At 71.2% G+C, this 25511-nt stretch carries 23 protein-coding genes, 1 pseudogene and 1 riboswitch; of the genes and pseudogenes, 11 read left to right on the top strand and 13 right to left on the bottom strand.

The features are described from left to right. The first annotated feature begins 104 nt into the window (after positions 1-104). Positions 105-728 (top strand): TetR/AcrR family transcriptional regulator, encoded by a 624-nt coding sequence (locus tag ACS5PV_RS21535; protein ID WP_455397386.1) that lies wholly within the window; start codon positions 105-107, stop codon positions 726-728. Positions 729-785: 57 nt separating this feature from the next. Here the strand turns inward: ACS5PV_RS21535 and ACS5PV_RS21530 are convergent, their stop codons facing one another. The 5 genes from ACS5PV_RS21530 to ACS5PV_RS21510 all read right to left on the bottom strand — a co-directional run bounded on the left by ACS5PV_RS21530 (position 786) and on the right by ACS5PV_RS21510 (position 6266). Next, positions 786-1226 carry a type II toxin-antitoxin system MqsA family antitoxin gene (locus ACS5PV_RS21530; protein ID WP_455397385.1) on the bottom strand — a complete coding sequence of 147 codons (441 nt, stop codon included), beginning with the start codon at positions 1224-1226 and terminating at the stop codon, positions 786-788. Next, a complete protein-coding gene (locus tag ACS5PV_RS21525; RefSeq protein ID WP_455397384.1) occupies positions 1219-1533 on the bottom strand; it encodes a type II toxin-antitoxin system MqsR family toxin in 315 nt (104 codons plus the stop codon). The genes ACS5PV_RS21530 and ACS5PV_RS21525 overlap by 8 nt, the downstream gene beginning before the upstream one ends. Before the next feature lie 96 nt (positions 1534-1629). Then, on the bottom strand, positions 1630-2316 hold the full coding sequence (locus tag ACS5PV_RS21520; protein WP_455397383.1) for an SDR family NAD(P)-dependent oxidoreductase: 687 nt from the start codon (positions 2314-2316) through the stop codon (positions 1630-1632). Positions 2317-2380: 64 nt separating this feature from the next. Beyond that, on the bottom strand, positions 2381-5488 hold the full coding sequence (locus tag ACS5PV_RS21515) for a PAS-domain containing protein (RefSeq protein WP_455397382.1): 3108 nt from the start codon (positions 5486-5488) through the stop codon (positions 2381-2383). Positions 5489-5699: 211 nt separating this feature from the next. Next, positions 5700-6266, bottom strand: a complete 567-nt coding sequence (locus ACS5PV_RS21510) for a MarR family winged helix-turn-helix transcriptional regulator (protein WP_455397381.1) — start codon at positions 6264-6266, stop codon at positions 5700-5702. 194 nt (positions 6267-6460) lie between these two features. Here ACS5PV_RS21510 and ACS5PV_RS21505 point away from each other — a divergent pair, with 194 nt between their 5' ends. The 3 genes from ACS5PV_RS21505 (at position 6461) to ACS5PV_RS21495 (ending at position 9900) form a co-directional block, all read left to right on the top strand. Beyond that, a complete protein-coding gene (locus ACS5PV_RS21505; protein WP_455397380.1) occupies positions 6461-7264 on the top strand; it encodes a creatininase family protein in 804 nt (267 codons plus the stop codon). A 64-nt stretch (positions 7265-7328) separates the two neighbouring features. Beyond that, positions 7329-8291, top strand: coding sequence for a CobW family GTP-binding protein (locus ACS5PV_RS21500; RefSeq protein ID WP_455397379.1), 963 nt, complete (start codon positions 7329-7331; stop codon positions 8289-8291). 90 nt (positions 8292-8381) lie between these two features. Continuing rightward, positions 8382-8486: riboswitch (glycine riboswitch) on the top strand. Between the two features lie 136 nt (positions 8487-8622). Continuing rightward, a complete protein-coding gene (locus ACS5PV_RS21495) occupies positions 8623-9900 on the top strand; it encodes a D-amino acid dehydrogenase (protein ID WP_455397378.1) in 1278 nt (425 codons plus the stop codon). 203 nt (positions 9901-10103) lie between these two features. Here ACS5PV_RS21495 and ACS5PV_RS21490 read toward each other — a convergent pair whose 3' ends face one another. Continuing rightward, the gene (locus ACS5PV_RS21490; RefSeq protein WP_455397377.1) at positions 10104-10691 is read right to left on the bottom strand and encodes a helix-hairpin-helix domain-containing protein; all 588 of its coding nucleotides are present in this window, start codon (positions 10689-10691) and stop codon (positions 10104-10106) included. A gap of 222 nt (positions 10692-10913) precedes the next feature. Next, on the bottom strand, positions 10914-11804 hold the full coding sequence (locus ACS5PV_RS21485) for a C40 family peptidase (protein WP_455397376.1): 891 nt from the start codon (positions 11802-11804) through the stop codon (positions 10914-10916). A gap of 241 nt (positions 11805-12045) precedes the next feature. Between ACS5PV_RS21485 and ACS5PV_RS21480 the strand changes: the two genes are divergently transcribed. The 4 genes and pseudogenes from ACS5PV_RS21480 to ACS5PV_RS21465 all read left to right on the top strand — a co-directional run bounded on the left by ACS5PV_RS21480 (position 12046) and on the right by ACS5PV_RS21465 (position 14844). Next, complete coding sequence (locus ACS5PV_RS21480; RefSeq protein WP_455397375.1) at positions 12046-12393, top strand: hypothetical protein; 348 nt, start codon at positions 12046-12048, stop codon at positions 12391-12393. Between the two features lie 221 nt (positions 12394-12614). Continuing rightward, positions 12615-13076 carry a MarR family winged helix-turn-helix transcriptional regulator gene (locus ACS5PV_RS21475; protein ID WP_455397374.1) on the top strand — a complete coding sequence of 154 codons (462 nt, stop codon included), beginning with the start codon at positions 12615-12617 and terminating at the stop codon, positions 13074-13076. A 341-nt stretch (positions 13077-13417) separates the two neighbouring features. Further along, positions 13418-13897 (top strand): annotated as a pseudogene (locus tag ACS5PV_RS21470) (NUDIX hydrolase); the annotation flags it as partial. A gap of 230 nt (positions 13898-14127) precedes the next feature. Next, positions 14128-14844, top strand: coding sequence for an MgtC/SapB family protein (locus ACS5PV_RS21465; RefSeq protein ID WP_455397373.1), 717 nt, complete (start codon positions 14128-14130; stop codon positions 14842-14844). Positions 14845-14996: 152 nt separating this feature from the next. On the opposite strand, the gene ACS5PV_RS21460 is transcribed toward ACS5PV_RS21465, so the two are convergent. Next, positions 14997-15950, bottom strand: a complete 954-nt coding sequence (locus ACS5PV_RS21460; protein WP_455397372.1) for a GlxA family transcriptional regulator — start codon at positions 15948-15950, stop codon at positions 14997-14999. A 119-nt stretch (positions 15951-16069) separates the two neighbouring features. Between ACS5PV_RS21460 and ACS5PV_RS21455 the strand changes: the two genes are divergently transcribed. Both ACS5PV_RS21455 and ACS5PV_RS21450 read left to right on the top strand, forming a co-directional pair. Continuing rightward, the gene (locus tag ACS5PV_RS21455) at positions 16070-16897 is read left to right on the top strand and encodes an SDR family NAD(P)-dependent oxidoreductase (RefSeq protein WP_455397371.1); all 828 of its coding nucleotides are present in this window, start codon (positions 16070-16072) and stop codon (positions 16895-16897) included. A 36-nt stretch (positions 16898-16933) separates the two neighbouring features. Beyond that, the gene (locus ACS5PV_RS21450; RefSeq protein ID WP_455397370.1) at positions 16934-17413 is read left to right on the top strand and encodes a tautomerase family protein; all 480 of its coding nucleotides are present in this window, start codon (positions 16934-16936) and stop codon (positions 17411-17413) included. A gap of 25 nt (positions 17414-17438) precedes the next feature. On the opposite strand, the gene ACS5PV_RS21445 is transcribed toward ACS5PV_RS21450, so the two are convergent. From ACS5PV_RS21445 to ACS5PV_RS21435, 3 genes are all read right to left on the bottom strand, one after another. Further along, positions 17439-19385, bottom strand: coding sequence for a glycosyltransferase family 2 protein (locus ACS5PV_RS21445; RefSeq protein ID WP_455397369.1), 1947 nt, complete (start codon positions 19383-19385; stop codon positions 17439-17441). A gap of 5 nt (positions 19386-19390) precedes the next feature. Beyond that, the gene (locus ACS5PV_RS21440; RefSeq protein ID WP_455397368.1) at positions 19391-20551 is read right to left on the bottom strand and encodes a hypothetical protein; all 1161 of its coding nucleotides are present in this window, start codon (positions 20549-20551) and stop codon (positions 19391-19393) included. A 74-nt stretch (positions 20552-20625) separates the two neighbouring features. Next, positions 20626-22266: an HlyD family secretion protein gene (locus ACS5PV_RS21435; protein WP_455397367.1), complete on the bottom strand. Its 1641-nt coding sequence runs from the start codon at positions 22264-22266 to the stop codon at positions 20626-20628. Positions 22267-22333: 67 nt separating this feature from the next. On the opposite strand from ACS5PV_RS21435, the gene ACS5PV_RS21430 reads away from it, so the two are divergent. Continuing rightward, a complete protein-coding gene (locus ACS5PV_RS21430; protein WP_455397366.1) occupies positions 22334-22687 on the top strand; it encodes a hypothetical protein in 354 nt (117 codons plus the stop codon). A gap of 149 nt (positions 22688-22836) precedes the next feature. On the opposite strand, the gene ACS5PV_RS21425 is transcribed toward ACS5PV_RS21430, so the two are convergent. Then, positions 22837-24471, bottom strand: coding sequence for a porin (locus ACS5PV_RS21425; RefSeq protein WP_455397365.1), 1635 nt, complete (start codon positions 24469-24471; stop codon positions 22837-22839). 139 nt (positions 24472-24610) lie between these two features. After that, the gene (locus tag ACS5PV_RS21420) at positions 24611-25507 is read right to left on the bottom strand and encodes an ABC transporter permease (protein WP_455397364.1); all 897 of its coding nucleotides are present in this window, start codon (positions 25505-25507) and stop codon (positions 24611-24613) included. Between the last annotated feature and the right edge of the window lie 4 nt (positions 25508-25511).

Here is a 25511-nt window from a genome sequence, read left to right as displayed (position 1 = left end):
ACGCAGATTTCCACATCTCTGAACGTTGTTCAAGCGCGAATTTGAACGACGTTCACGAGGTTTTCCACGACGGTGCGAAAACGCACGCGAGAGGCGGGTACGGCATGCGCAACGACGACCGGCGGGAGCGGCTGCGGACAGCCTTGATCGACGCGGCGGAGGCCACCATCGCGGCCGACGGCCTGTCGGCCCTGAAGGCGCGCGACCTCGCCCGGGATGTCGGCTGCGCGCTCGGCACGATCTACACGGTGTTTCCCGACCTCGACGCCCTGATCCTCCGGGTGAACCTGCGCACGCTCGCCCTGTTCGAGCGGGCGATCACCGCGGTGCCGATCGCGCCGGGGCCGGAGGGCGCGCCGACCCCGGCCGAGCGGGGCGCGGCGGTGGAGGCCTTGGTGCGGCTGGCGGTGGCCTACCTGCACTTCGCGGCGGCCCATCCGGCGCGCTGGCGCGCCCTGTTCCAGCACCGGGTCACGCACGCGCTGCCGGACTGGTACCTCGTCGAGCAGGTGCGCCTGTTCCGCTACATCGAGGCGCCGCTGCGGGTGCTGCGGCCCGATCTCAGGGACCGCGAGCGGGCGCTGCTCGCCCGCTCCCTGTTCTCCGCCACCCACGGCCTCGTCAGCCTCGGCCTCGACGAGAAGCTGATGGTGCTGAGCGAGCCGGTCCTGCGCGGGCAGATCGAGATCGTGGTGGGGGCGTTGGGAAGGGGGTTGGCGGGGGAGTGAGACAGTTCCCTGTGCGCCGAACCCCTCGGCAAGCTGGCAATTATTTAAAGCGAAGAATTATTTATCGATTGAGTGCGGCCCAGTCATATCTAGTATTTCTGCTTCAATTCTGTGAATTTCTTCAGGATGTCTCTCCATGACTCGCAGGAGATTTGTCATGGCTCTGCTCGGAGTTATTTCTCCGCTCTCATATTTCTGGAACGAACGAGGCCCACCACCCAGGATCTCGCTTGCTTTCACTTGCGATAGGCCGAGCTTCTTGCGAACACGAGCGACTTCGCTCGGGGTTGCAAGACCGTCAACCTCAGCCTTGAGTGCCATCAACGCGCGATCTGAAACTTTGAGGTCTTCACGCGAATGGATACTTTCCCCGCTGTTATCGCAGTACCAGCCCGGCAAAGAGATATTTTGCTTGCGACCTTTGTAGGAAATTACGAAAGGACGGGTATCCCTAATCATCGATTCGCCGGTCACAGGACAGACAGGTGTTTCATCCATCGTTCCTCTCCTTGAACGACAGTAGCAGAAACTCAGTGACGGTGTCAGATCTGAATTTGACGTACAATATACCTATCTCGGACGGTACGTGGTAAACGTCCTGCCATTCGCGCGAATTATGATGCGAGGTGACTGACTTGTTGAAGTGTCGCCTTTGCATGGTCTGAATGGCGTCGATCATGTCGGTTGCACCAAAGCCGATCTCTGCCGCAGTCCGGATGGCCGATCCTGCTACGCGGAAGCGGGGGCTCTTGGCCCAGGCTTGGAAGCTGTCGAGGTCATAAGTCGGCTTCCGCTTCTCGGACATGTGTTATAATACACCATGATGGTGCATTGACCAGCCAGTAGCGGCGAGGCGATCGCGACTGGCCGGTGCAGTTTGGAGGCAGGCGTAGCAGCGACCCTACCACGCCACCGTCTCCCCCCGGTAATCCACGTACGCGCAGCCCCGCTGCCCGAGCCGCCCCTCGACCACCGCCACCATCCCCTCGGTACTCGTCGCCACGTCGATGTCGGCGTCGGGACCGCCCATGTCGGTGCGCACCCAGCCCGGATGCATCAGCACGGTGCCGAAGGCCGCGTCGCGGTGACGGGCGGAGAAGGAGCGGGCGAGCGTGTTGAGGGCGGCCTTGCTCGCCCGGTAGCTCTCCCAGGTGCCGCCCTCGTTGAGCGAGACGCTGCCGAGGATCGAGCTCATCAGCACCATCAGGCCGCCGGGGGCGACCCGGTCGGCGAAGGTCTCGGCGAAGCGGATCGGGCTCACCGCGTTGGTCTCGTAGACCTTGAGCGCGCTCGCCCGGTCGCCCTGCGGCAGCGGCACGTGGGCGCCGTCGGCGATCCCCGCCACCACGAACACCACGTCGAAGCTTTTTCCCGCGAGGTCGCCATGCAGCCGCGCCACGGCCGCGTCGTCGTCGATGTCGACCCGCGCGAGGGCGGGCGCGGCGGGGCTCAAGGACGCGAGCGCCGGCGCCTCGCCCCGGGCGGTGGCGGTGACGTCCCAGCCGCGGGCGAGGAAGGCCCGCACCAGCCCGAGCCCCAGGCCCCGCGAGGCCCCGATGATCAGCGCGCTGCGTTCCTGCTTGGCCATGGCGGTCTCTCCGTGTCGGTTCCGGCGCGGGAGATGGAGGCCCGCGCGGCCGCGGCAAGCGCTGTCAGGCCGCGTCGGCCGTCCGCGTCGCGCTCCACCGCTCCACCGTCGCCAGCAACTCGTCGGGCCGGAACGGCTTGCCGACGTGGTCGTCCATGCCGGCGGCGCGGAACTGGGCGACCTGCTGCGGCAGCACGTTGGCGGTGAGCGCCACGATCGGCAGGCGGCTTGCCGGGGGGCCGAGGCCGCGGATGTGGCGCGTCGCGGTCAGCCCGTCCATGCCGGGCATCTGCACGTCCATCAGCACCACGTCGTAACGGTCCACCTGGAGGGCCGAGATCGCCTCGGCACCGTCGCCGGCCACGCTCACGTGGTGGCCGCGGCGCTCCAGGATGGCGCGGGCGATGTCCTGGTTGATCGGGCTGTCCTCGACGAGGAGAACCTTGGCCGGCCGCGCGAGCGGCGCGGGCAAGGATCGCTCCCGGGCCGGATCCTCCTGCGCCGCCGGCGCCAGCGGCACGGCGAACCGGAAGGTCGAGCCCGCGCCCGGCCGGCTCTCGACCCCGATCTCGCCGCCCATCGCCTCGATCAGCTTCCGGCTGATCGCCAGGCCGAGGCCGGTGCCGCCGAAGCGGCGCCGGATCGAGCCGTCGACCTGGCTGAAGCGCTGGAAGAGCTGCCCGAGCCGGTCGGCCGGGATGCCGATCCCGGTATCGCTGACCGCAACATGCAGGGCGTGGCGCCCGTCGGCGAGCGGCGCGCTCGCGAGGTGCAGGGTGACGCGGCCCGCCGGCGTGAACTTGATCGCGTTGTTGAGGAGGTTGAGCAGCACCTGGCGCAGCCGGTCCGGGTCGCCGACGAGGCGGGGCGCGAGATCCGGCGCGGTCTCGACGAAGAGCGCCAGCCCCCTGGCGTCGGCCGCGGTCCTGACGATCGACACCGCGCCGTCGGCGAGCGCCGCCGGCGCGAAGGGCTGCGGGTCGAGGTCGATCTGCCCGGCCTCGATCTTCGAGAAGTCGAGCACGTCGTTGACCACCGTCAGCAGGGCCTGGCCCGCCTCCTGGATCCGCACGGCGCTGCGGCTCTGGGCCGGCGACAGGTCGCCCGAGCGGACCAGCAGCTCGGCGTAGCCGATCACGCCGTTCAGCGGCGTGCGGATCTCGTGCGACATGGTGGCGAGGAACTCGGTCTTGGCCGCGCTCGCGGCCTCCGCCTGGCGCTGCGCGGCCTCGGCCTGGAGCCTGGCCGCCTCGGCGACGCGGTTGGCCTCCATGACGGCGAGTTCGCGCCGCTTGCGCTCGGTCACGTCCGAGAAGGTGCGGATCGCCCCGCCCTCGGCGAGGCGCACGGTGCGCACCTCGAGCACCGTGCCGTCCGGGCGGGTGCGCTCGTAGACCGGCGGGGCGCCGAGGAGGTCGCCCCGGAGCTTGAGCCAGGATTCGCGCTCCGCCCGGGCCTCGCCGAACTCGCCGCTTGCGGCCTGCCAGGCGACGAGGTCGGCGAAGGCCGGATGACCGTGGCGGTAGTCCGGCGGCAGGCCGAGGAGGTCGATCGCCCGCCCGTTGCAGAGCTGGACGATGCCGGCGGCGTCGATCACCAGCACGCCCTGGTCCATGTTGGCGAGCGTCGCGTCGAGCAGGGCCTTCTCGCGCCGAAGCGCCGCCTCGGCCTCGCGGCGCGCCGTGATGTCGGTGAGGGTGCGCAGGACGCCGCCATCGGCGGTCGGCGCGTTGTGCACCTCCAGGATCGTGCCGTTCGGCCGCGTGCGCTCGTAGCGCGCGCCGATCACCGCGAGGTCGCCGACCGAGATCGCGCGCTCGAAGGCCGGATCGATCCCCGCATACTCCCCCGCCGCGGTGAGCACCCGCCGCATCTCCGCCCGCGACGGGCGCGTGGCCAGGAAGGCGGGGTCGAGGTCGAGGAGCTCGGCGAGCCGCCGGTTGGTGACGGCGACCCGCCCCTGCGCGTCGACCATGATCAGGCCCTGGTCCATCGCGTCGAGGGTCATCGTGAGCACCGCCTCCTTGGCGACGAGCTCCCGGGTGCGGGCGGCGATGCGGTCCTCGAGATCGGCGTTGCTCCGGCGCAGGGCATCGGCCTGCCGCTGCAGGATCGCGGAGGTCTGCGCCAGCACCGCCCCGACCTCGTTCACCTCGCGGATCGGCGTCACCGGCATTCGCAAGGTCACGCCCTGGCTGAGGTCGGCAGCGGCCTGCGCCAGCAGCGCCTTGGCGAGCAGGATCCGGCGACCGACGAGCAGCGAGGCGATCAGGGCGATCAGCGTCAGGCCGAGGATCACCGGCGCCAGCACCAGCACCGAGGTGACGAAGGGCGCCCGCAGCGCCGCCTGCTCGACGCCGATCGTCACCACCCAGCCCGAGAGGGCGGAGCGGTGATGGGTGCCGAAGACCGGGATGCCGCTGAGGTTGCGGCCCCACCACTGCCCCGTCGTCCCGCCGACCGAGCGGAAGCCCGGCAGCGGCTTGCCGGCCGCCACCTCGGTATCGACCGACCGGCCGATGATGATCCCGTTCCGGTCGGCGACCGAGCCGGAATAGGGCGCGGAGACGCCCGCTTCCCGCAAGAGCTCGCCGAACAGCGAGGCCGGCAGGGTGGCGTTCAGGAAGTAGGTCGGCGCGCCGTCGCGCCGCACCGGCACGGTGACGACGACGGTCGGCTTGCCGGTGACGGCTCCGAAGAAGAGATCGGAGATCGCCGGTGCGCCGGTCTCCCTCAACAACCGGTGGTTGTCGAGGATCGTCCGGGGCAGAGGCGCCCCCCAGGGCAGCCGCGTGTTCACGCGCTGCTGCCCGTCGGTGTCGAGCAGCACGATGGTGGTGCCCTGGAGGCGCACCAGCTCCCGCGCCTGGCGGTCGAACCGGGCGAAATCCTCCACCTCCAGGGCCGGCGAGGTGGCGAGCGCCTGCAGCATCGCGATCTGGCCGGTGAGGAAGCGGTCGATCTGCTCCACCGCGTGGGCGTTGAGGGTCGCGGTCCGCTCCTCCATCCGCGCCTGCTCGGCCTGGACCCAGCGTTGCGCGATCAGCCCGATGATGAGGAGCGCCGGCACCAGGAGGGCGACCGCCAGGGCCGCCACGTGGGTGCGAAGCGGGCGCGCGTGGAATCCGGACGGTCCCGCCGCGCTCGTCCCGCGATGTTCGTGATCGGCCACTCGCCTGCACCGGAAGAATCACCTTGCGCCCACCGCAAGCCGATCGTGTGTACGGCAGAAGAATGGAAAACGATGTTGCTGGTAAGGCGATAACGGTTATGCGCGGCCTGATCTTCGAGATCGAGCAGGCGGCGTGCGAACTAATCCGTTCGGCAGGAAGATATAGGCTGCGTGATCAGTCCGTGCCTCGGCTCGATCCGAGCCCCGCGCGTCAGTCCATGTCGCGGCTGGAATCCCCGCCGTCGAGGTCGTCCTCGGCCTCGGCATCGGAATCGTGCGCTTCGAGGCCGGCGGCCTCGGCGAGGTTGCGGGCGGCGCGGCGCAGGAGCTTGCGCAGGCGCCGGCGCTCCTTGTTGTCGAAGCCCTCCAGCATCTCGGCCTCGATCTCGTCCCACAGGCCCTCGATCGCCGCGGCCTTGGCCAACCCGGACTCGGTCAGCCGCACCCGGACGATGCGGCCGTCCCCGGCCTCGGTCCGGCGCTCGACCACCCCCATGGCGGCGAGCCGCGTGATGGTCTTCGAGGCGGTGGGCGGGCGCACCCGCAGGGTCGCGGCGAGGTCGCCCATGGTCATGGTGCCGGCCGAGGCCAGGGCCTGCACCACCTGCTCCTGGCCGGCGAAGAGGTCGAGCTCGGCCAGGCGGTCGCCGATGCGGCCGCGATGGAGGCGGGCCGCCTGCATCAGGGCCCAGCCGACGCTCTTGGCGCCGGGGGGACGGTGGCGCTTGGCCGACCGGCGCGGCACGTCCACGGCCAAAGCCTGCTCGCCCGCTGCCATGGCATCCGCCCCCGCTCTCGAGACAAATCCTGCCGCGCGTGCGGTGTCGGCGCAAGGACGGCGGGCGGGGCGCCGCGTGGCGCCCCCGACGGCGCACATGCCAGCCGGCCTGTGACGCCTGGATGACGCAGAGGCGGTTTCGGCCGATGCGTCCGCGGCTTATGGTCGGCCGCGCGAGCGAGGGAGAGTGCACAATGCCGGCCCGGCCCTGGGGCGACCTGACCACCGAGGAATGCCGCGACGGAGGGTTGCGCGCCACCGTGGCGGTGCTGCCGGTGGCGGCCGTGGAGCAGCACGGGCCGCACCTGCCGCTCTCCACCGACGTCGTCATCGCCGAGGGCTACCTGGCGCGGATCGTGGACCTCGTCCCCGACGACCTCGACGTGCGGGTGCTGCCGGTGCAATCGGTCGGCCTGTCGCCCGAGCACGGGGACTTTCCCGGCACCCTGACCCTGAGCCCGGAGACGGCGCTGCAGGCCTGGGGCGAGATCGGCGACGGGGTGGTGCGGGCGGGCTGCACCCGGCTCGTCATCGTCTCCTCGCATGGCGGCAACAGCGCGCTCATGGACCTCGTGGCGCTCGGGTTGCGCGGCCGGCACGGGATGGTGGCGGTCACCACCGCCTGGAGCCGCTTCGGCACCCCGCCGGGCCTCTTTCCGGACGAGGAGGTGCGCCACGGCATCCATGGCGGCGGGATCGAGACCGCCCTGATGCTGGCGCTCCGCCCCGACCTGGTGCGGCGCGACGCGATCCGCGACTTCGTGCCGGAGAGCCGCCGGATGGAACGCGCCTACACCCACCTGCGCGCCGGGCGCCCGGCCGCGCTCGCCTGGCACGCGCAGGATCTCAACCCGGCCGGCGCCATCGGCGACGCGCGCCTCGGCACGGCGGAGGCCGGCCGCGCCCTCCTCGACCACGGCGCGCGCGCCTTCGTCGAGCTGCTGCGCGACGTCGCCCGGTTCACCCCTCCCGAACCGGCCTCGCGCCGGGCGGAGTGACACACTATATCACCCGTCGCGGCGCCCCCCGGCGCCCGGCTCACCCGCGAACAGACGGCCCCGCATGTCCGACAAGATCCCCGTCACGGTGCTCACCGGCTATCTCGGCGCCGGCAAGACCACCCTCCTCAACCGCATCCTCACCGAGCCGCACGGCAAGCGCTACGCCGTGATCGTCAACGAGTTCGGCGAGATCGGCATCGACAACGACCTCGTGGTCGGCGCCGACGAGGAAGTGTTCGAGATGAACAACGGCTGCATCTGCTGCACCGTGCGCGGCGACCTGATCCGCATCATGGACGGGCTGATGAAGCGCAAGGGCAAGTTCGACGCGATCATCGTCGAGACCACCGGCCTCGCCGACCCCGCTCCCGTCGCCCAGACCTTCTTCGTCGACCAGGACGTCGGCGAGGCCGCCACCCTCGACGCGGTGGTGACGGTGGCCGACGCCAAGTGGCTGTCCGAGCGCCTGAAGGACGCCCCCGAGGCCAAGAACCAGGTCGCCTTCGCCGACGTGATCCTGCTCAACAAGTCCGACCTCGTCGACGAGGCCGGCCTCGACGCGGTCGAGCGCCAGATCCGGTCGATCAACCCGTCCGCCGAGATCCACCGCACCCAGCACTGCGCCGTGCCGCTCGCGACCGTCCTCGACCGCAAGGCCTTCGACCTATCGCGCATCATCGAGGTCGAGCCGGACTTCCTGGAGGAAGGCCACCATCACCACCATTCCGACGAGATCCAGTCGATCTCGGCGCGGATCCCCGGCGCGGTCGATCCGAACAAGTTCATGCCGTGGATCTCCGACCTGACCCAGGTCCAGGGCCCCGACATCCTGCGCTGCAAGGGCATCGTCAGCTTCCCCGACGAGCCGCGCCGCTTCGTCTTCCAGGGCGTGCACATGATCCTCGACGGCGACCTCCAGGACGAGTGGAAGCCGGGCGACCCGCGCGAATCCCGCGTCGTGTTCATCGGCCGCCACCTCGATCCGGACGCCATCCGGAAGGGCTTCGAGGCCTGCCGCGCCTGAGCGGGAGCGGTCGATCCCGCCTCGCGCGGGAGCGACCGATCTTTGCTCTTTTGCGCAACCCTACGGCCGTGCTACAGCCTCGGCCGTCCGTTGACGATCGCGGGAGAGACCGGCTTCGCGCCGGCACCGAAGGGGAAAGGCGTGCCAGCCGTGCTGCGCGCCGAAGCTCTCAGGTAGAAGGACCGCGATCGAGAGGGCACTCTGGAGAGGGCGCTTCGACGCCCGCCGATGGAGCAAGCCGGGTCGCAAGGCCCGGCGAATCTCTCAGGCCACCCGAACAGAGTTCCAACTCCTGCGACCTGCCGCAAGACCGGCGGGAAGGATGGAACGCGTGTCGGGACAGAAAACCTCCTTCGACCTCATCGTGCTCGGCGCCGGCGTCGTCGGCACCGCCACCGCCTACTGGGCCGCGAAGGCCGGCCTGTCGGTCTGCGTGATCGACCGCCAGGGCGGCGCCGGCCTCGAGACCAGCTACGCCAATGGCGGTCAGATCTCGGTGAGCCACGCCGAGCCGTGGGCGAACCCCTCGGCGCCGCTCAAGGTGATGAAGTGGCTGTTCGACGCGAAGGCGCCGCTCCTGTTCACGCCCCGCCTCGACCGGCACCAGTGGTCGTGGATCGCCGGCTTCCTGCGCAACTGCACCCCCGAGCGGGCACGCCGCAACACCGTCGAGATCGTGCGGCTCGGCGCCTATAGCCGCGCCAAGCTCCAGGAGATCCGCGCCGCGGAGAACCTGTCCTACGCGGAGAAGACCCTCGGCATCCTGCATTTCTATCGCGACGCCCGGGAGTTCGAGGCGGCCAAGCCCGTCGCCGAACTGATGCGCCAGCACGGCTGCGAGCGCCGGGTGGTCTCGCGCGACGAGGTGCTGGCGATCGAGCCGGCCTTCGCCCACGCCATCGACGACGTGGTCGGCGCCACCTACACGGCGGAGGACGAGAGCGGCGACGCCCGCGCCTTCACCCAGGCGCTCGCCGCCCGCACCGCCGCGATGGGCGCGACCTTCCTGTACGGCTCGGAGGCGACGCGCCTGCTGCTCTCGCCAAGCGGCGACCGGATCACCGGCGTCGAGGCGATGGTGGCGGGCGGGCACCAGCGGCTCACCGCCCCGAACGTCGTCGTCTCGCTCGGCGCGTGGTCGGCGCCGTTCCTGCGCCGCTACGGCGTCAACCTGGCGATCTACCCGGCCAAGGGCTACTCGGTCTCGATCCCGATCGAGGGCCATAACGGCGCCCCGCAGGTCAGCCTCACCGACGACGAGTACAAGCTGGTCTACTCGAACCTCGGCACCCACCTGCGCGTCGCCGGCACCGCCGAACTGTCGGGCTACACTCGCCACCTCGATGCCGCGCGCGTCGCGGCGATCCTGGAGAACGCCCGGCGCACTTTCCCGAATGCCGGCAACTTTTCCGCCGCCACCGCCTGGAGCGGCCTGCGCCCGACCACGCCCTCGAACGTTCCCTATCTCGGCCGCACCGCGATCCGCGGCCTCGTGCTCAATACCGGCCACGGCACGCTCGGCTGGACCATGGCAGCCGGCTCCGGCCGCATCGCCGCCGACCTCGTGACCGAGCGCGAGACCGAGATCCCGGCGCCGATGGCGGCGTGAGCGGAACGGCCCCCGGTGCGGCGCATCCGGGGGCCGGTGCCGGCCACGATCTCGTTCCGAAGGCCGGTTCGGTTCGGCCGGCCGGATCCAGGTCTCCCTGGTCATCCCGGTGCCTTGCAGCGAAATCCGGGATCGATGCGAACGGGAGCGCGATCGCGACGCCGGATGGAACGGCCGCGCCTCCGGCATGAGAATCCGAAAACTTACCGCACCGTCACCTGACCCTTGATCTTGTCGTAGGTCGCCCGGCTCAGCACCCGCTTCGACAGGAGCTCGCCCGGGGAGGCATAGGGCCGCTTGGCGATGATCGCCTTGCCGATCATGCCGCCGCCCAGGCCGTTCAGTTCCGCCACGCTGGCGGTGTTGAGATCGACCGTGCCGCCCGACGGCGCGTCGGCGGTGGTCTCGGCCGGCGGCAGCGGCGCGGAGGGCGCGGCCGGGGTGAACACCGGGGGAGGGGAGGGCGCCGGAGCGGGAGGCGGCGCGGGAACCGGCGCCGGCATGGGAACGGGGCTCGCGGGGGCGGGGCTCGCCGCCGGGGGCGCCTCCGCCGTCGGGGCCGGGCGCGGCGCCGGCGGATCGGCCGGGCGCGGGCCGCCCGGATAGACCGATCGCACCGCGTCCCCACTGGTCGGGGCCGGCGCCGTGCTCCGGCCGGCCTCGGCGCGCTTCTGCGGCTCGGAGACGTGCGGGCCGGCGGCGCGCGGCATCAGGAACTGCCACAGCCCGGCGAGGCCGGCGGCCAGCACGACGATGACGAGGGCGCGGGTGATGGCCGAACCGGTCAGCATCGCGGGCAGGTGTCCTCAGGGCTCGGGAGACAAAGGACCGCCGGCGGCGGTTCCCGGCGCCATTCTACCGCGGGTTATGGCCGGCGCGAGGCATGAACGGCCGCGCGCAATCAAGATCCCGCCAGATGTCCACGGAATTACGCGCGACATCGCCGTCCTGCCGGGCGAAATTGCCGCAGGGTTACGGCGATCGTCGCCGCGCCGGACTGGCCGAACGCCCTGTCAGGCGGCGGGTTTCAGGCGCCGCACCGTGAGGATCGCCCCGTCTCCCGTGCCCGGCCCGGTCCGGCCGGCGCGGATGCGGCCTTCGGCTTCGGCCAGGGGCTCGACCGCCACCGCCATGTGGTGGCCGTTGGCGTGGATCAGCCGGGTCTCGTCGAGCATCATCCCGACATGGCCGCGCCAGAATACCAGGTCGCCTCGCCGCAGGCCGGAAAGATCCGGGGCGAGCGCCAAAGCCTCGCCGAGCGCCGCCTCCTGCTGGTCGCTGTCGCGTGGCGCCGGGATGCCGGCGGCGGCGAGCGCCGTCTGGACCAGCCCGGAACAGTCGAGCCCGAGGCTGCTGCGCCCGCCCCAGAGATAGGGCGTGCCGAGGAAGCGAAGCGCCGTCGCGGCGACGTCGGGCTCGACCGCACCGAGGGGCGCGAGGTGCCCGGCCCAGACGAAGGACCCGTCGGAGAGGCGCGCGTAGGCGCCTTCCCGCGCCGCCACCGCCACGAGGGCGCCGAGGCCGAGCGCACCGAGGACCGGACGCTTCAGGTCGGCGGCGGGGTAGAGGAAGGTGCGCAAGGCCGAGACCCGGTGGGTCGGGGCGGGATCCGCAGGCCCGAGCGCCTCGGCCGGGAGGTAGCCGACATAGCCGTCGGCGGAGAGCTGCGCGAAGGCCCAGCCGTCGCGCACGTCGTAGACCGTGACGGCCTCGCCGAGGAGGGCCTCGCTGTCGAGGGCGGCGGCCGGATCGGGCGCGCGCCGCAAGGGGGCGACGGGCACGACGATCCGCTGCGCCCGGCCGGGCACGTAGCGCGCCGCTTCGACGCGGCCGCGCAGGCGCTCGTCGGCGAGGTCGGGCCGGGCGGGGGTCAGGCGCGGGTCGAGGCGGGGCAGATCGGTCATGGCCGCCCAAGTCTCCCAGGTCCGCCGGGTCCGGGCAAGCCGGACGCCGCGCAGGGCTGCGACGTTATGCCCGATATCCCGTTCCGCGCACCGGACGGGCTCGAATTCCCCTGGCCGCAGCGGGGACTAACCGTGAGGGAGGCGCAACCATTCCAGCGGCGCCGGGTTGGACATGCGCGTGTTGCACTGCAACAATCGCGATCTCCGCGCTATGCTCAGCCGCATGATGATGAGCCGCCCCGTGAAGAAGCCGACCGACAAGCCCCGCAACCTGCCCCCGATCCGGGTGCGCAAGGAGCCCCCCACCGTCTCCGAGGCGGTGGCGGCGGCGCAGGACCTCGCCGACGACGTCGAGCAGCAGGTCGAGATCGCCGCGGGCCTGATCGGCCTGCCGCTAGAGGAGGTGCGCCCGCACGTGCTCCAGGCGGCGCAGGCGCTCGCCGCCAAGCCGAAGACCGAGCGCGCGCCGGAGCGGATCATCAGCACCGGCAGCGGCCTGCGCGGTCCGCGCACGGTGATCGTCGAGCGCCGGGCCGGCCGGCCGCTGGTCGAGCGCCGCCTCCGTCCGCCGCTCGACGGCCGGCGCTGAGCCGGAGCGCGCCGGGATTTTCCGGCCGGGCCCGTGATTTCGGGCGGCCGCGATCCTGTCGCCCATCTTATGCTGTTGCGGATGCAGCCCCATCCGAGAGATGATCGTTCACCATCGAACGCATCCGCATGGATTTCGGTGGTCCGGCTGGCGTGTTAGGCTGGCTGAATGAAGATCCTGCGGCGGGGGCGGCGCCCAGGTGCCGTCGGTATGGTGTGAACATGAACTCTCTCGAGCCTGTCCTGTCAGGTGTGGAAGCGCTGCGGCTCGACAACCAGCTCTGCTACGCCCTCTACGCGGCCTCCCACCGCATGACGAAGTGCTACCGGCCGCTGCTGGAGCGGCTGGGCCTCACCTATCCGCAGTACCTCGTGCTGATCGTGCTGTGGGAGAATGACGGGCTGACCGTCTCCGACATCGGCCGGCGCCTGCGCCTCGATTCCGGCACGCTGACCCCGGTGCTCAAGCGCCTCGAGGCCGCCGGCTTCGTGCGCCGCACCCGGCGGCAGGCCGACGAGCGCGAGGTCGAGATCAGCCTGACCGAGGAGGGCCAGGCCCTCCAGGCCGAGGCGGTCGAGGTGCGCCGCTCGGTGGTGCGGACCCTGCAAATGTCGGAGGGCGAGATCGCCGACCTGCGCGCCCGGCTCGACGCCCTCATCGCCACCCTCGGCGGCGAGCCCTGACCCCGGCGCGACGATTGTTTTGCCGGTTAACAAATCCTGCTTGAGCGCTGCGGCCCGTCACGGCTAAAGGGACGGGAGGGGTGCGTCGTCCGCCGCGAGGGAGTCCGGACCGCGGAAGCGTGCCCGATGGATCTTTCCCGGCCGATGCGGTTTCTCGCGAGGGGAACCCGCGCCGGGATCCCTCCCAAACGGGGTGTCCCGGGTATCGGCCCGGGAACGGACCAGCGAGTGCGCCGCGACGTGACATCCGTGACCTGCCCCCGGCCCTGCCCGAGCTCTCGCCCAAGCCGTCCTCCCCGCTGCCGCCCGGGCCGCCGTTCCGCCGCGGACCGCGCCGGATCATGAAGAGCCTGAAGGCCCTGGCGGGGTTCCTGACCGGCTGGTCGGAGCGCGGCGGCGAGCCGCGCCGGCAGGTCGCCGTGCTGCCGGTCCGGCCCGGGCCGGATGGCGGCCTCCAGGTCATGCTCATCACCTCCCGCGAGACCCGGCGCTGGGTGGTGCCCAAGGGCTGGCCGATGAAGGGCCTGAAGAACTACGAGGCCGCCGCCCGCGAGGCCTACGAGGAGGCGGGCCTGATCGGCCGAGTCGGCCGGCGGGCGCTCGGCAGCTACTTCTACAACAAGCGCCTGAAGAGCCGCGACGCGGTCCTGTGCCAGGTCCAGGTCTTCCGCCTGGAGGTGCGCAAGCAGCTCAAGACCTGGCCCGAGCAGGCCGAGCGCGAGTGCCGCTGGTTCAGCGTGCCGGAGGCGGCGGAGGCGGTGACCGAGGCCGGGCTCGCCGCCCTGATCCGCGCCGCCGGAGCCGAGGGCGCCAAGGCCCGCAAGGACAAGGCGAAGGTGGTCAAGGCCCAGAGCCTGAAGGGGTCGGCGCTGAGGGGGCCGGATACCAAGACGTCCTCGTCCAAGGTGCCCTCGTCCAAGACGTCCCCCTCCGGCAAGACCGTGCCCTGACGGCGGCGCTATCCGGCCGTCACACGGCCCCGCTATAGGCCAGGGTTTCGGCGCTGGGCCGCGCGGGGCTGGCGCACATCCCTCACGAGCGGCGCGACGCGATGGCGATCATCCAGGCCTTCCAGGCCGGCGAATTCCTGAACTCGGCCCTGAGCCTGCTCTGCGCCTTCGTGCTCGGCACGCTGATCGGGGCGGAGCGCCAGTACCGGCAGCGCACCGCGGGCCTGCGCACCAACGTGCTGGTGGCGGTGGGAGCCGCCGCCTTCGTCGATCTCGGCATGCGCATCGGTCACGGCGACGGCGCGATCCGCATCGTCGCCTACGTGGTCTCGGGCGTCGGCTTCCTCGGCGCCGGCGTCATCATGAAGGAGGGGATGAACGTCCGCGGCCTGAACACCGCGGCGACGCTGTGGTGCTCGGCCGCGGTCGGCGCCCTGTCGGGCGTCGATCTCGCGGCGGAGGCGGCGCTCGTCACCGTCGCGGTGCTCGCCGGCAACACGCTGCTGCGGCCCCTCGTCAACGCGATCAACCGCATCCCGATCGACGAGCGCGATTCCGAGGCGACCTACGAGGTCCGCGCCACCACCGACACCGACCGCCTGTCGGAGGTGCGCGACCTCCTGGTCGAGCGCCTGGAGGCGGCCCACTACCCGGTGAGCGAGGTCGACGTCGAGGAGCGCGGCGACGACGATGTCGAGGTGGTCGCCACCCTGGTCAGCACCGCGATCGAGCCGGAGGAGATCGACGCGGTGATCGCGAAGCTCGGCGCGGCGGACGGCATCCGCCGGGCGACCTGGACGGTGCGGACGACGGATTGACGGGAGGCCTGCGGGAAAAAGGAGGCGCGGGTCTTCCGTCACCGGACGGCCCCGCGACCAAGGAAGAACGGTTCGCGGCCGTCCCCGACCGTCCTGGTTGCAGCGCGGACGGCGACACGGTCGCGCCGCGCGGGTCTGGCGGCCGTTCCGCGCTACGCGCTCGCCGTATCCGGCGTCCCGCGCGCATTGCGCCGGATGACCTGCGGCGGCTGCCCGAACGCACGGAGGAACGCGCGGCGCATCCGGTTGCGGTCCGAGAAGCCGGTCTGGTCGGCGACGGCGTCGACCGGATGCCGGCTGCGTTCCATCAGCACGCGCGCCGCCTCGACGCGCAGGGTCTCAACCGCCTTCGCGGGCGACTGGCCGGTCTCGGCGTGGAAGACGCGGCTGAACTGGCGTGGGCTGAGGCGGGCGGCCTCCGCCAGTTCCTCCACCGATAGCGAGCGGTGGAGGTTCTGCTTGGCATAGGTCAGGGCGGCCTGGATGCGGTCCGACTTCGCGCCGAGGTCGAGCAGGGTCGAGAACTGAGACTGTCCGCCCGCCCGGCGGTGATAGAGCACGAGCTTTCTGGCGACCGCCTTCGCCACCTCCTGACCGAGATCCGCCTCGATCAGGGCGAGCGCGAGATCGAGGCCGGCGCTCATGCCCGCTGACGTCCAGATTGGCCCGTCGGTGACGTAGATGCGGTCCGGCTCGACCGAGCAGGCCGGGAACCGGCTCTGCAACTCCCGCGCGTGCATCCAATGCGTCGTGACCCGCCGGCCGTCGAGCAGGCCGGCCTCGCCGAGGATGAAGGCTCCCGTGCAGATCGCGGCGACGCGCCGTGCCTCGATGGCCGCGCGCCGCACGAGGGCGACGAGGTCCGGCGTCGTCGGATGAACGAAGCTGCCGCCGCCGACGACGAGCGTGTCGAAGGCCATCTCGCCGAAGATCTCCGTCTCCATCGTCATGCCGGCCGACGTGCGGACCGGCCCGCCCCGCTCGGAGACGAAGTGGATGTCGTAGGTCGCACCGTCCGCCATCAGGTCGGCGACCTCGAAGGCCGAGACGGCCGCCAGCGCCATGACCGAGCAGTCCGGATAGACGACGAAGCCGAGGCGCTGCATGGCGGAGTCCCTATGTCCTGAATCGACGCAAGTATGACATTTGCGCCGCGCCGCAGCAACGGTAGCTTTCTCCCATCGAACGCCGCCAGCCACTGGCGCGAAGGATCAGGAGAGAGACGATGGCCAACCAGTACAGCCAGAGCCCCGCCGCCAGGGGCCTCGCCGTGGTGACCGGCGCGTCCGCCGGCATCGGCGCGGTCTACGCCGACCGGCTCGCCAAGCGGGGATACGATCTCCTGCTGGTCGCCCGCAGCGAGGAGCGCCTGCACGCACTGGCCGACCGCCTGGCCCGCGAGACGGGCCGCAGGGTCGAGCCGTTCAAGGCCGACCTCGGCCGCAAGGACGATCTCGCGCGCCTGGAGGCCCGCCTGCGCGAGGACGCGAGCATCACCCTGCTCGTCAACAACGCCGGCATCGGTTCCGTCGCGTCGATCCTCCAGGCTGACGTGGACGCGATGGAGGCGATGATCCAGCTCAACGTCACCGCGCTGACCCGCCTGACCTACGCGGTCGCGCCGGCCTTCGTGGCGCGCGGCTCGGGGACCATCGTCAACATCTCGTCCGTCGTCGGCATCGCGGCCGAGGTGCTCAACGGCGTCTACAGCGCCTCGAAGTCCTACGTTCTCAGCTTCGGACACTCGCTGCAGAAGGATCTCGCGAGCAAGGGCGTGCGCGTCCAGACCGTGCTGCCGGGCGCGACGGCCACCGAGTTCTGGGACGTTGCGGGCTACGCGGCGCAGAAGACGTCGTCGATCACCATGTCGGCGGCCGATCTGGTCGATGCCGCGCTGGCCGGTCTCGACCAGGGCGAGCTCGTCACCATCCCGGGTCTCCAGGAGATCGGCGACTGGTCGCGCTGGGAGGAGGACCGCCGCGCGATCTCGGCCAAGTTCAACAACGCCAAGCCCTCGCCGCGCTACGGGCTCGGAACGGTGAGCGCGGCCTGAGCCCGGAGCATCATTCAATAGCGCCCCGATCGAATGATGCTCCAGGTCTTCGAGTTTGCCGCATTGTTTTCGACGAACCGGAATTCCACTCCGATGGAAAATGCCCTTGAGGACGCGTCCATGCCTTATCTTCAGCTCGACGTCACCGGACCGCATTCCGTGGCAGCCAAGAAGCGCCTCGCCGCGCTGATGAGCCGGACCTACGCGGAGATGATGTCGGTCGATATCAGGCGGATCAGCGTCGCCATCCGTGAGCTGGGCGAGGGTGGCGTGTGGCGGATACCGGAAGCCGGCGGCGAGCCGGTCCCGGTCGCCGTGATGATGCTGGACATCCGGAAGGGGCGCTCGGCCGAGTTGCGGATGCAGGTTGCCAAGGCGCTCTGCGCCCATTGCGTCGAGGTGCTCGGCTTGGCGGAGGATCGCCTCAACGTGGAGTTCACGCAGCACTCCGGCGACGAGATGTACCACCCCGCCCTCGGTGGCTACAGTCCCGAGTGGTCGCCGGACGAAAGGTGACCCGCCTCGCGACCACGGGCACAGGTCACGACAACCCGAACCCCCGCCGCACCAGCCCGGCCATCGCCCCCGACAGCCGCGCCTGGCGGGCGATGCGGTCGCGCGGCGTGCCGTAGAGCATCAGCACCAGGGCGCGGCGCTGGGCGAAGTCCGGGTCGAGCCGCACCAGGCCCTCGCCGAGGGGCGCCGCCGGCACGGCGCCGATGCCCGGCAGGTGCAGCACGGCGCCCGCGGAAACCGGCACGTCCGGGTCGAGGGTGGCGCGGTCGGTCGAGAGATGGGTGACCCGGGCCGGCATCGAGCGCCCGCCCGCCTCCACCACCGCGTCGAGGGCGCACGGGAACAGGAGGTCGGCGCGCGGGTACTCGAAGCAGACCAGGAAGGCCACGAAGGTCAGCACCATCGCGACGCCGGCCCAGACCAGGTTGAAGTAGTCCATCGAGGACACCTCCGAGGCCGCGTCGGGCGCCACGAAGGCCCAGACGATGCTGAAGGCCGAGAGCAGCGAGAAGCCGCCGAACAGGGCGGCGAGGCGCCAGCGCACCATCATCCGCGAGCGGTCGCCCCCCTTGTCGGTGACCTTGAACGGCCGGCCGAACGGCTTCACGGCGGCCACCGCCAGCGTCACGGTGATCGGCAGCGCCGTCATCGTGTGGGTGACCTCCATGAACAGCGGCAGGGTGCGCGAGCCCGAGATCCAGCCGTTGTAGGCCCACACCGCCAGCAGCATCGGCAAGCCGAAGCGCAGGAACGAGAGGTAGTCGGCCTGGAAGGCCGGCAGCCCGGCGAACCAGTAGATCGACGGCGCGATCAGCATCAAGACGATGAACGGCTTGCACAGCCAGTTCAGCACGCCGTGGACGAAGTGCAGGCGCTGGATCGGCGTGTAGCCGGAGCCCAGCAGCGGACCGGAGCGCAGGAGGGCCACCTGCATCGTGCCGAGGCACCAGCGGGTGCGCTGGGTGATGTATTCCGGCAGCCCTTCCGCCGAGAGGCCCATGCTCAGGCGCTCGTTGAGCCAGTGGGTGCGGTAGCCCGCCCGCATCATGCCGCAGGAGAGGTTCAGGTCCTCGCAGATCGCCGCGTCGGGAAAGCCGCCGATCTCGTTCAGCCGGTCGCGGCGCACGATGAACGAGGTGCCGACGCAGAACGAGCAGCCCCAGGCGTCCTTGGCCGGCTGGAACACATCGAAGAAGATGCGCTGATCGTCGACCCAGCTCTCGGAAGCCGAGAGGTTGTGCTGGATCGGGTCGGCATTGAAGAAGAATTGCGGCGACTGCACCACCGCGGCGCGGGGATCGTCGAACAGGCCGACCATCCGCGTCAGGATGTCGGGCTGCGGCGCGAAGTCGGCGTCGAGGACCAGGATCAGGGGGGCGTTCGTCTCGGTCGCGGTCGCCCGCAGGCCGTTATTGAGGTTGCCGGCCTTGGCGCCCTTGTTGTCGGGCCGGCGCAGGTAGCGCGCACCGACCTTGTCGCAATAGTCGCGCAGCCAGTCGCGCCGGGTGTCGTCGAGCACCCAGACGGTCTTGTGCGGGTAGTCGATGGCGAGCGCCGGCAGGATCGACTTCTCGAGCACGTCGATGGGCTCGTTATAGGTGCAGATGAAGACGTCGACCGCCGGCCAGTCGTTCGCGGTTTCGTGACGCGCCTGCGCCAAGTCGGCCTCGGCCGAGCGGTCCTTGTAGCGCATCAGGATCGCGATCGACATCAGCGTGTAGGTGATCGCCACCGCCTCGAAGGTGAAGAACAGGTACGGCCACAGGGCTTCGGCCGAGAGCTCGAACGGCGGCAGGGTGTCGGTCCAGCGCCACGAGACGTAGGTGACGACGAGCGCCGCCGTGAGGCCGCCGAAGACCCAGCGGTCGTAGGCGCGCTGCGGCACGAGCAGCGCCGGCAGGGCGTAGAGTGCCAGCGCCACCGCGAGGTTGAGGGCGAGCACCGTCGAGACGTCGCCGGGAGTGCCGAACATGCGTGCTACCTCAGATGCTTGCCGTCGAAGGGGTTCCAGCCCGCCTGCGCCAGCACGGCCCAGGCCGTGGCGCCGAGATGCGGGCGGCGGAAGTAGAGGAAGTCCGGCGTGGTGCTCCCCGGCCCGATCGTCAGGCCGGTGGTGACCTTCGCCTCCCGCGTCGCGTAGAGGAGGCCGGAGGGCGCCCGCTCCCGCAGCGCGCGCGCGAGCAGCGCCGCGCTGCGGGCGTGGTCGCCGGCGGCGCGGTAGGCGAGGGCGGCCTGCGCCGTGCCCTCGACCCACAGCCCGTCGCGGTCGTCGTTGAAGTCGAACCCGCCCTCCACGCCGAGGCGTTCGTCCGCGCAAGGAAGGGCCCGGCGCCAGGGCGCCGGCGGCTCGGCCACCGCGAGGAGCGGCCAGAGCTGGGTATCGAGGGCGATCTCGGCCGTGTCGCGCATCCGCCCGTCGGGCCCGGTCCCCATCCGGAAGCAGCCCGCCGTCGCATCGAACGCCGCGTCGACGAAGGCGCGGGCGGAGCGCGCCGCCGTCGCGCCGTCCTCGCCGAGCCAGGTGCCGAGGGCCACGACGTCGAGGTTGTGCTCGGTCGAGGCCCAGGGCAGCGGTGCCTGCTCGGGGTCGTAGCCGTCGCGGCCGCCGGTGAAGCCGAGGGGGCCGGCCGTGTTCGCGGTGATCCAGCCGAGGAGCCGGGCGGCGCCGGCGCGGTAGCGCACCTCACCGGTGGCCTCGTGCAGGGTCATGAGTGCGAGGCCGACCCAGGCGACGTTGCCGGTGGCGCTGCCGACCTGGTAGCGGTCCTCCGACCAGCTTTTGGCCTCCCCGTCCCACCAGCCCGGCAGCAGCACCGGGCGCGCGGTCGCCGGCCCGGCCCGGTAGGCGTTGCGCACCCGCCCGTCCGCGAAGGTGCGGTCCGAGCCCAGCGCGCCCAGGAACGCGTCGCCGATCCGGCGGGCGCGCCCCGCGTCGCCGCAGGCGGTCAGCGCGATCGCCGCGAGCGCGTTGTCGTACGCGAAGGCGGCGTTGCGCAGCGGGAGCGGCACCTGCGCCTCGCCCGGACCCGGCCCGTAGCTCGCCGCGAAGGCGGGCCCGCCCCCGGGCGCCGCCGCATCGAGGGCGGCGGCGACCGCGCCGCACAAGGGGGGCGCGGCCTGCGCCCGGGACGCTCCCACCGGCGCCCCGAGGCCGGTCAGCAGGCCGGCGAGGAGGCCGATCGCGGCGGGAAGGGCTGGCGCCCGCCGCGCCTTCAGCGCTCGGCCCTCTGCTCGCGCCGTCCCCGCTTCTGCTCGGCCGCGTCCGGCCCGAATTCCTGCGGGCGCTGCGGCGGCAGCGGCACCGCGTCGGCGCGCCGGTTCGCGGTCGGCGCGGTCGTGGCGGTGGTCTCGGGGTCGGCCACCGGTGCGGACGCCTTGGCCGGCCGCGGGGCGGGAGCGGCGACCGATTGCGGGGCCGGAGAGGCGACGGGAGCGGCGACCGGCTGCGGCGCGGGCGCACCGGCCTGCTGCGGGGCCGGCGCGGCGGGCTCGTCCGCCGCGACCGCGGTCTCCGCGGTGAACGGCTTCAGCGCCGCCGTCACGACGGTGCCGGCCTGCGTGGCGAGGTTGGCGGCATGGTCGCCGACCGAGCGCCACAGCATTGAGGTCGAGGGCACCCAGCCGGCCTCGCGGGTCACGCTGACCCAGCGGCCGACGCCGCAGCTGTTGGTCGGTGCCGTGGCGCCGGTCGCGGCAGCCGGAATCGCCGCCGGTTCGGGCTTGACCAGGACGTAGAGCTCGCGCCGCTCGGTCTGGGGGAAGGGCACCGCGTAGGCGGCGTCGGCCTTGTCGCTAGTCTTAGGCAGGATCTCCGTCACGGTGCCGGGCTGCTGACCGGCCGGCCCGCCGTTGATGGTGACGCGGCTGCCGACCTGGAGGTTCTGGCCCTGGCGGTAGGAGAAGATCGCGACGACGAAGCTCTGCTCGCAATCGACGAGGGCGGCAAGGCTGTCGCCGGCGGTGACGTGGCGGCCGACGCTCGCCCCCACGTTGAGCACGAAGCCGCCGCCGGGCGCGCGGATCTCGGTGCCCGACAGGCTGTCGATGCGGGTGTTCTCGCGCGCGAGCAGGCGCTGCTGCTCGCCGAGCGCCGCCTTCAGCTCGGTCTCCTCGATCTGCAGGCGCTGCGCGTCGTAGAAGATCGCCAGGCGCTTCTGCGTGATCTCGGCAAGCCCGCTCAGTTCCTCGCCGGCATAGACTTTGCGGTTGAGGCCGTCGAGCTGGGTGGTCTTCTGCAGCAGCTTCGCTTCGGCCGCCTTCTGCTCCTGCTGCGCCGCGTTGTAGGCCTGAGAGGTCGACTTGACCATGTCGGGACTGGCGACGTTGCGCGACACCATGTTGATCTGGCGATCCATCAGGACCTTCTTCTCCTCGGCCGAGGCCTGGGCCGAGGCGATCTTGGCCTTCAGGCCCTCGATCTCGGAGCGGAACATCTGGGCGATGCCGTCCGACTGGAGCGCGATCGCGGAATCGAGGCTCGCGAGATAGGCGAGGTTCGACAGGCGCTTGCGCTCGGCCGAGAGCGCCCGCTCGCGCAGGTCGGTCACCTTGCTGTCGAGCTGGATCGACGTCGTGCGGTCGACCCGCGGGTTGGAGATCCGCGCGAGCAGCGCGCCGGGCTCGACGCTGTCGCCGGGCTTGACCGGAATCGCCGCGATGTCGCCCGAGATCGGCGCGGTCAGGAGCGCCACCGGGGCGTTGACCACCGCGCGGTCCGACTGGTCGGCGACCAGCGGCGGCAGGACGGAGGTTCCGATCAGGAGGGCGAGGACCGAGGCCAGGCCGACGCTCGACAGCCGGACGAGGCCACGGTGCCGATGCGGCACCTGCGGGCTGGAAGACGATTGGGTCACCGGGACCTCCGATCGACGCGTTGCGGGCGAGCACCGACGATCAGGAGCGCGCCCGAACGGGCAGCCCATGTCTCTCGTTGATGCGATTGTTCTTGAAATACCGCACTGCGAGATTCGGTCAAATTTTTTAACGGATCTTTTATATTTGATTACGAGCGTTTTGAATTTTCACACCGACGTGATGGAACGGTTTATCGATCACATCTTCCACCAGTTGGAACCCGCGCGGCACCCGGGTCTGCGAGTGGATGCTGCGGTGCAGCAAAGATCGGAATGCGGCGGCAATCGGGCAGGCGAGGTTTCGGGGAAAAATTATCTAGCCGTTCCGGACGCGATGACTGGGCCATATCGCGACGGCCGTGCCGGTGATGACGTCAAGGCAGTATCGATAGAGTTGCGCGATTCACATGGTATAATGTGACACCGCTGGCCTCGACGCCGGCGCGTGGCAGCGAAGCGGCGCCTCGATCGGCCTTTCCGGGCAGACCAAGCGCGCACAAGGGCGTCCGGCGGCGCCCGCGATGCGGCATAATGCCTGTCGGCGGACCGGGAAATCCGGTCGCCGCGGGATCAGAAGTCGCGCTGGACCCGCATCCGGAGCTGGAACACGTCGGTGCTGGTCACCGTCCGCAACGGCGCGCCGGCCGCGGTGACCGGCACGCCGTCGACCACGTCGGCGACGACGGCGCCGGGATAGCGGCCGAGGTCGATCGTGCGGCCGGACTGGAGACCGACGCGGCTGTAGAGGCCCTCGAGCCCGATATCGAGCTCGCGCACCGGCGACCAGATCAGGTTGAGGCCGGTCACGAGCTGGTTGGTGTCGCGCAGCAGGCCGCTGAGCGCGAAGGCGCCGGGCCGCGTCACCGGGTTCGGGACGCCGGCGAAGTTGAGGAGGCCGAGCCCGGTCCGCGCCGCCTTGCCGAACGCGATCTCGCCGTAGCTGCCGAAGACCGCCGAGCGCCACTCGGGCGACCAGTTGTGCAGGTAGGAGGCGAGGATCGTCCAGCTCGTCGAGCGGTCGAGGCGGCCGGTGACGGGGTCGAGCACCGCGTCGACGAAGTCCTGCGGCACCGAGGTGCCCTGGCCGAGCGCCGAGGTCGCGGCGTAGCTGGCGGTGTAGTTGGCGTAGCCGGTATAGAGCGTCGCCCCCTCGCCGTAGGCGCCTTGGAGGTAGAGCGCGTCGCCGGCCGCGATCGTCGGCAGGTTGAGCTTGAGGCCGCCCTGCACGGCGAAGCCGTAGGTGGTGGCCGGGCGCCGGGTCGCGACGGCGTCGGCCGGCGCCCCGGCAAAGCGCGTCAGCGACGCGGCGTTGCCGGCGTTGATCTCGTGCAGGGCGGCCGAGGCCTGCGCCGAGCCCCATTTCGCGTCGTAGCGCAGGGCGCCGACGAAGTCCGGCAGGCGCGAGCGCTGCACCACGTCGTAGAACGCCTCGCCCACCGGCACCCCGGCGGCGTTGGTGGCCAGGAGCGGGGCGAAGTCGCCGCTGCCGGGCAGGAAGACCTGGAACTGGCTCGCGGTGTTGCCGGCGATGCCGTTGCCGAAGATCGGGTTCTTGCGGTGGAGCGGGTCCTCGACCGACAGCGTCGCCGAGAAGCCCTCCCCGATCTTCGCCGTGTAGGCGATCAGGTTGGTGGAGAACACGTCGGAGCCGAGCGAGACCGCCGCGAGCTCGAAGTCGTGGGCGTAGAAGTCGTAGAACGAGCTGGCGCGGCCGGCGGTGAGGCCGGCGAACTGGATGAACGCCTTGTCGACGTTCACGAAGGTCTGGGCGCGGCCGAACGCGTCGACGCCGAGCGCCGGGAAGGCGCGGCCGATGCGCTGCTGCGAGCCCGACGTGACGTAGTTGCCGGTGCGGCTGGCGATATCGATGCGCACGAAGGTGCGCAGGGTGCCGTAGGCGGTCTGCGTGCGGGCATCGAGGTTGAGCCGGCCGGCGCCCAGGAAGTTGGTGAGGTCGCCGTTGGCGCCCGAGCGGCTGTAGGACTGGACGTAGCCGGCCTGGGCTTGCGCCCGGCCCGAGACCCGCAGGCAGGTATCGGTGCCGGGGAGGAAGAAGAAGCCGGCGCCTTCGGTGGTGCAGATCCGGACGTACTCGACCGGCGCCGCCTTGCGCGCCGGCAAGTCCGCGGCGAGCGCTCCGTGCCCGGCGCCGTGCAGGGCGGCGAGCCCCGCCACCGACCCGAGAAGCCGCCTGCCCCCGCGCATCCCCTGCTCCCCGTATGTCCCGTCCGCGCGTCGCGGATCGTTGACGCAAGGGAGAGTGCGCGACCCTGCGGCAGGGTTCAACGGCGCCGGGCGGACGGTTGCCGGATTGTGACGGATGTGTGTCCGGCGTGCACCGCCTTCAGGTGCCCGGCAGCGTCACCCGCTTCGCCCGCCGGCGCTGGATGGCAAGGAAGCTGCCGAAGGCGAGCCCGATGACGAGGAGCGAGACGCCGGTCGTCACGGTGCCGAGCGCGTAGATCTCCGGCGTCGTCACGGTGGTGGTGAGGCCCTGCAGCTCCAGCGGCAGGGTGTTGCGCCCGCCGATCGCCTGGCTGGTGCGGGCGAGCTCGTCCCAGGACAGGGTGAAGCCGAAGAGCGCCACGCCGACGAGGGACGGCAGGATGATCGGCACCACGACGTGGCGGAGCGATTGCGGGCCGGTGGCGCCGAGATCGCGGGCGGCCTCCTCGTAGGCCGGGTTGAAGCGGTTGAACACCGCGAACATGATGAGGAGGCCGAAGGGCAGGGTCCAGGTCAGGTGGGCGCCGAGTGCCGACGTGAACAGCCCCATCACGGTGCCGTGGTCCTGGAGGAAGCCCCAGCCGGTCCGGGCGGCGAGCGCCTTGATGCCCTCGTCGATCAGCCGGAACTCGAGGCCGATGCCGAGCGAGACCACGATCGAGGGCACGATCAGGCTCGCCACCGCGACGTAGAACAGCGGCGTCTGGCCGAGGAAGCCCTTGCGGAAGGCGAGGCCCGCGAAGAACGCGATGGTGACGGTGAGCCCCATCACCACGACGCCGAGCGCCAGCGAGCGCCGGAACGCCGCCCAGATGTCGACGACGCCGAGCCCGGCCCAGAGGCGCGAGAACCAGAAGGTCGAGACCCCGTTCATCGGGAAGGTGAGGCCGCCCTGCGGACCCTGGAAGCTCAGCACCAGGATCGTCAGGGTCGGCCCGTAGAGGAAGAGCACGAACAGCCCGAAGAAGGCCGCGAGCACGTAGAACGAGAAGGGGCGGGGCCCGTCGCGGCGCATCTCT

Source organism: Methylobacterium sp. Gmos1 (genome assembly GCF_053764715.1).
The sequence above is the reverse complement of the archived record's forward strand: the minus strand, read 5'-3'. Positions and strand labels throughout refer to the sequence as shown.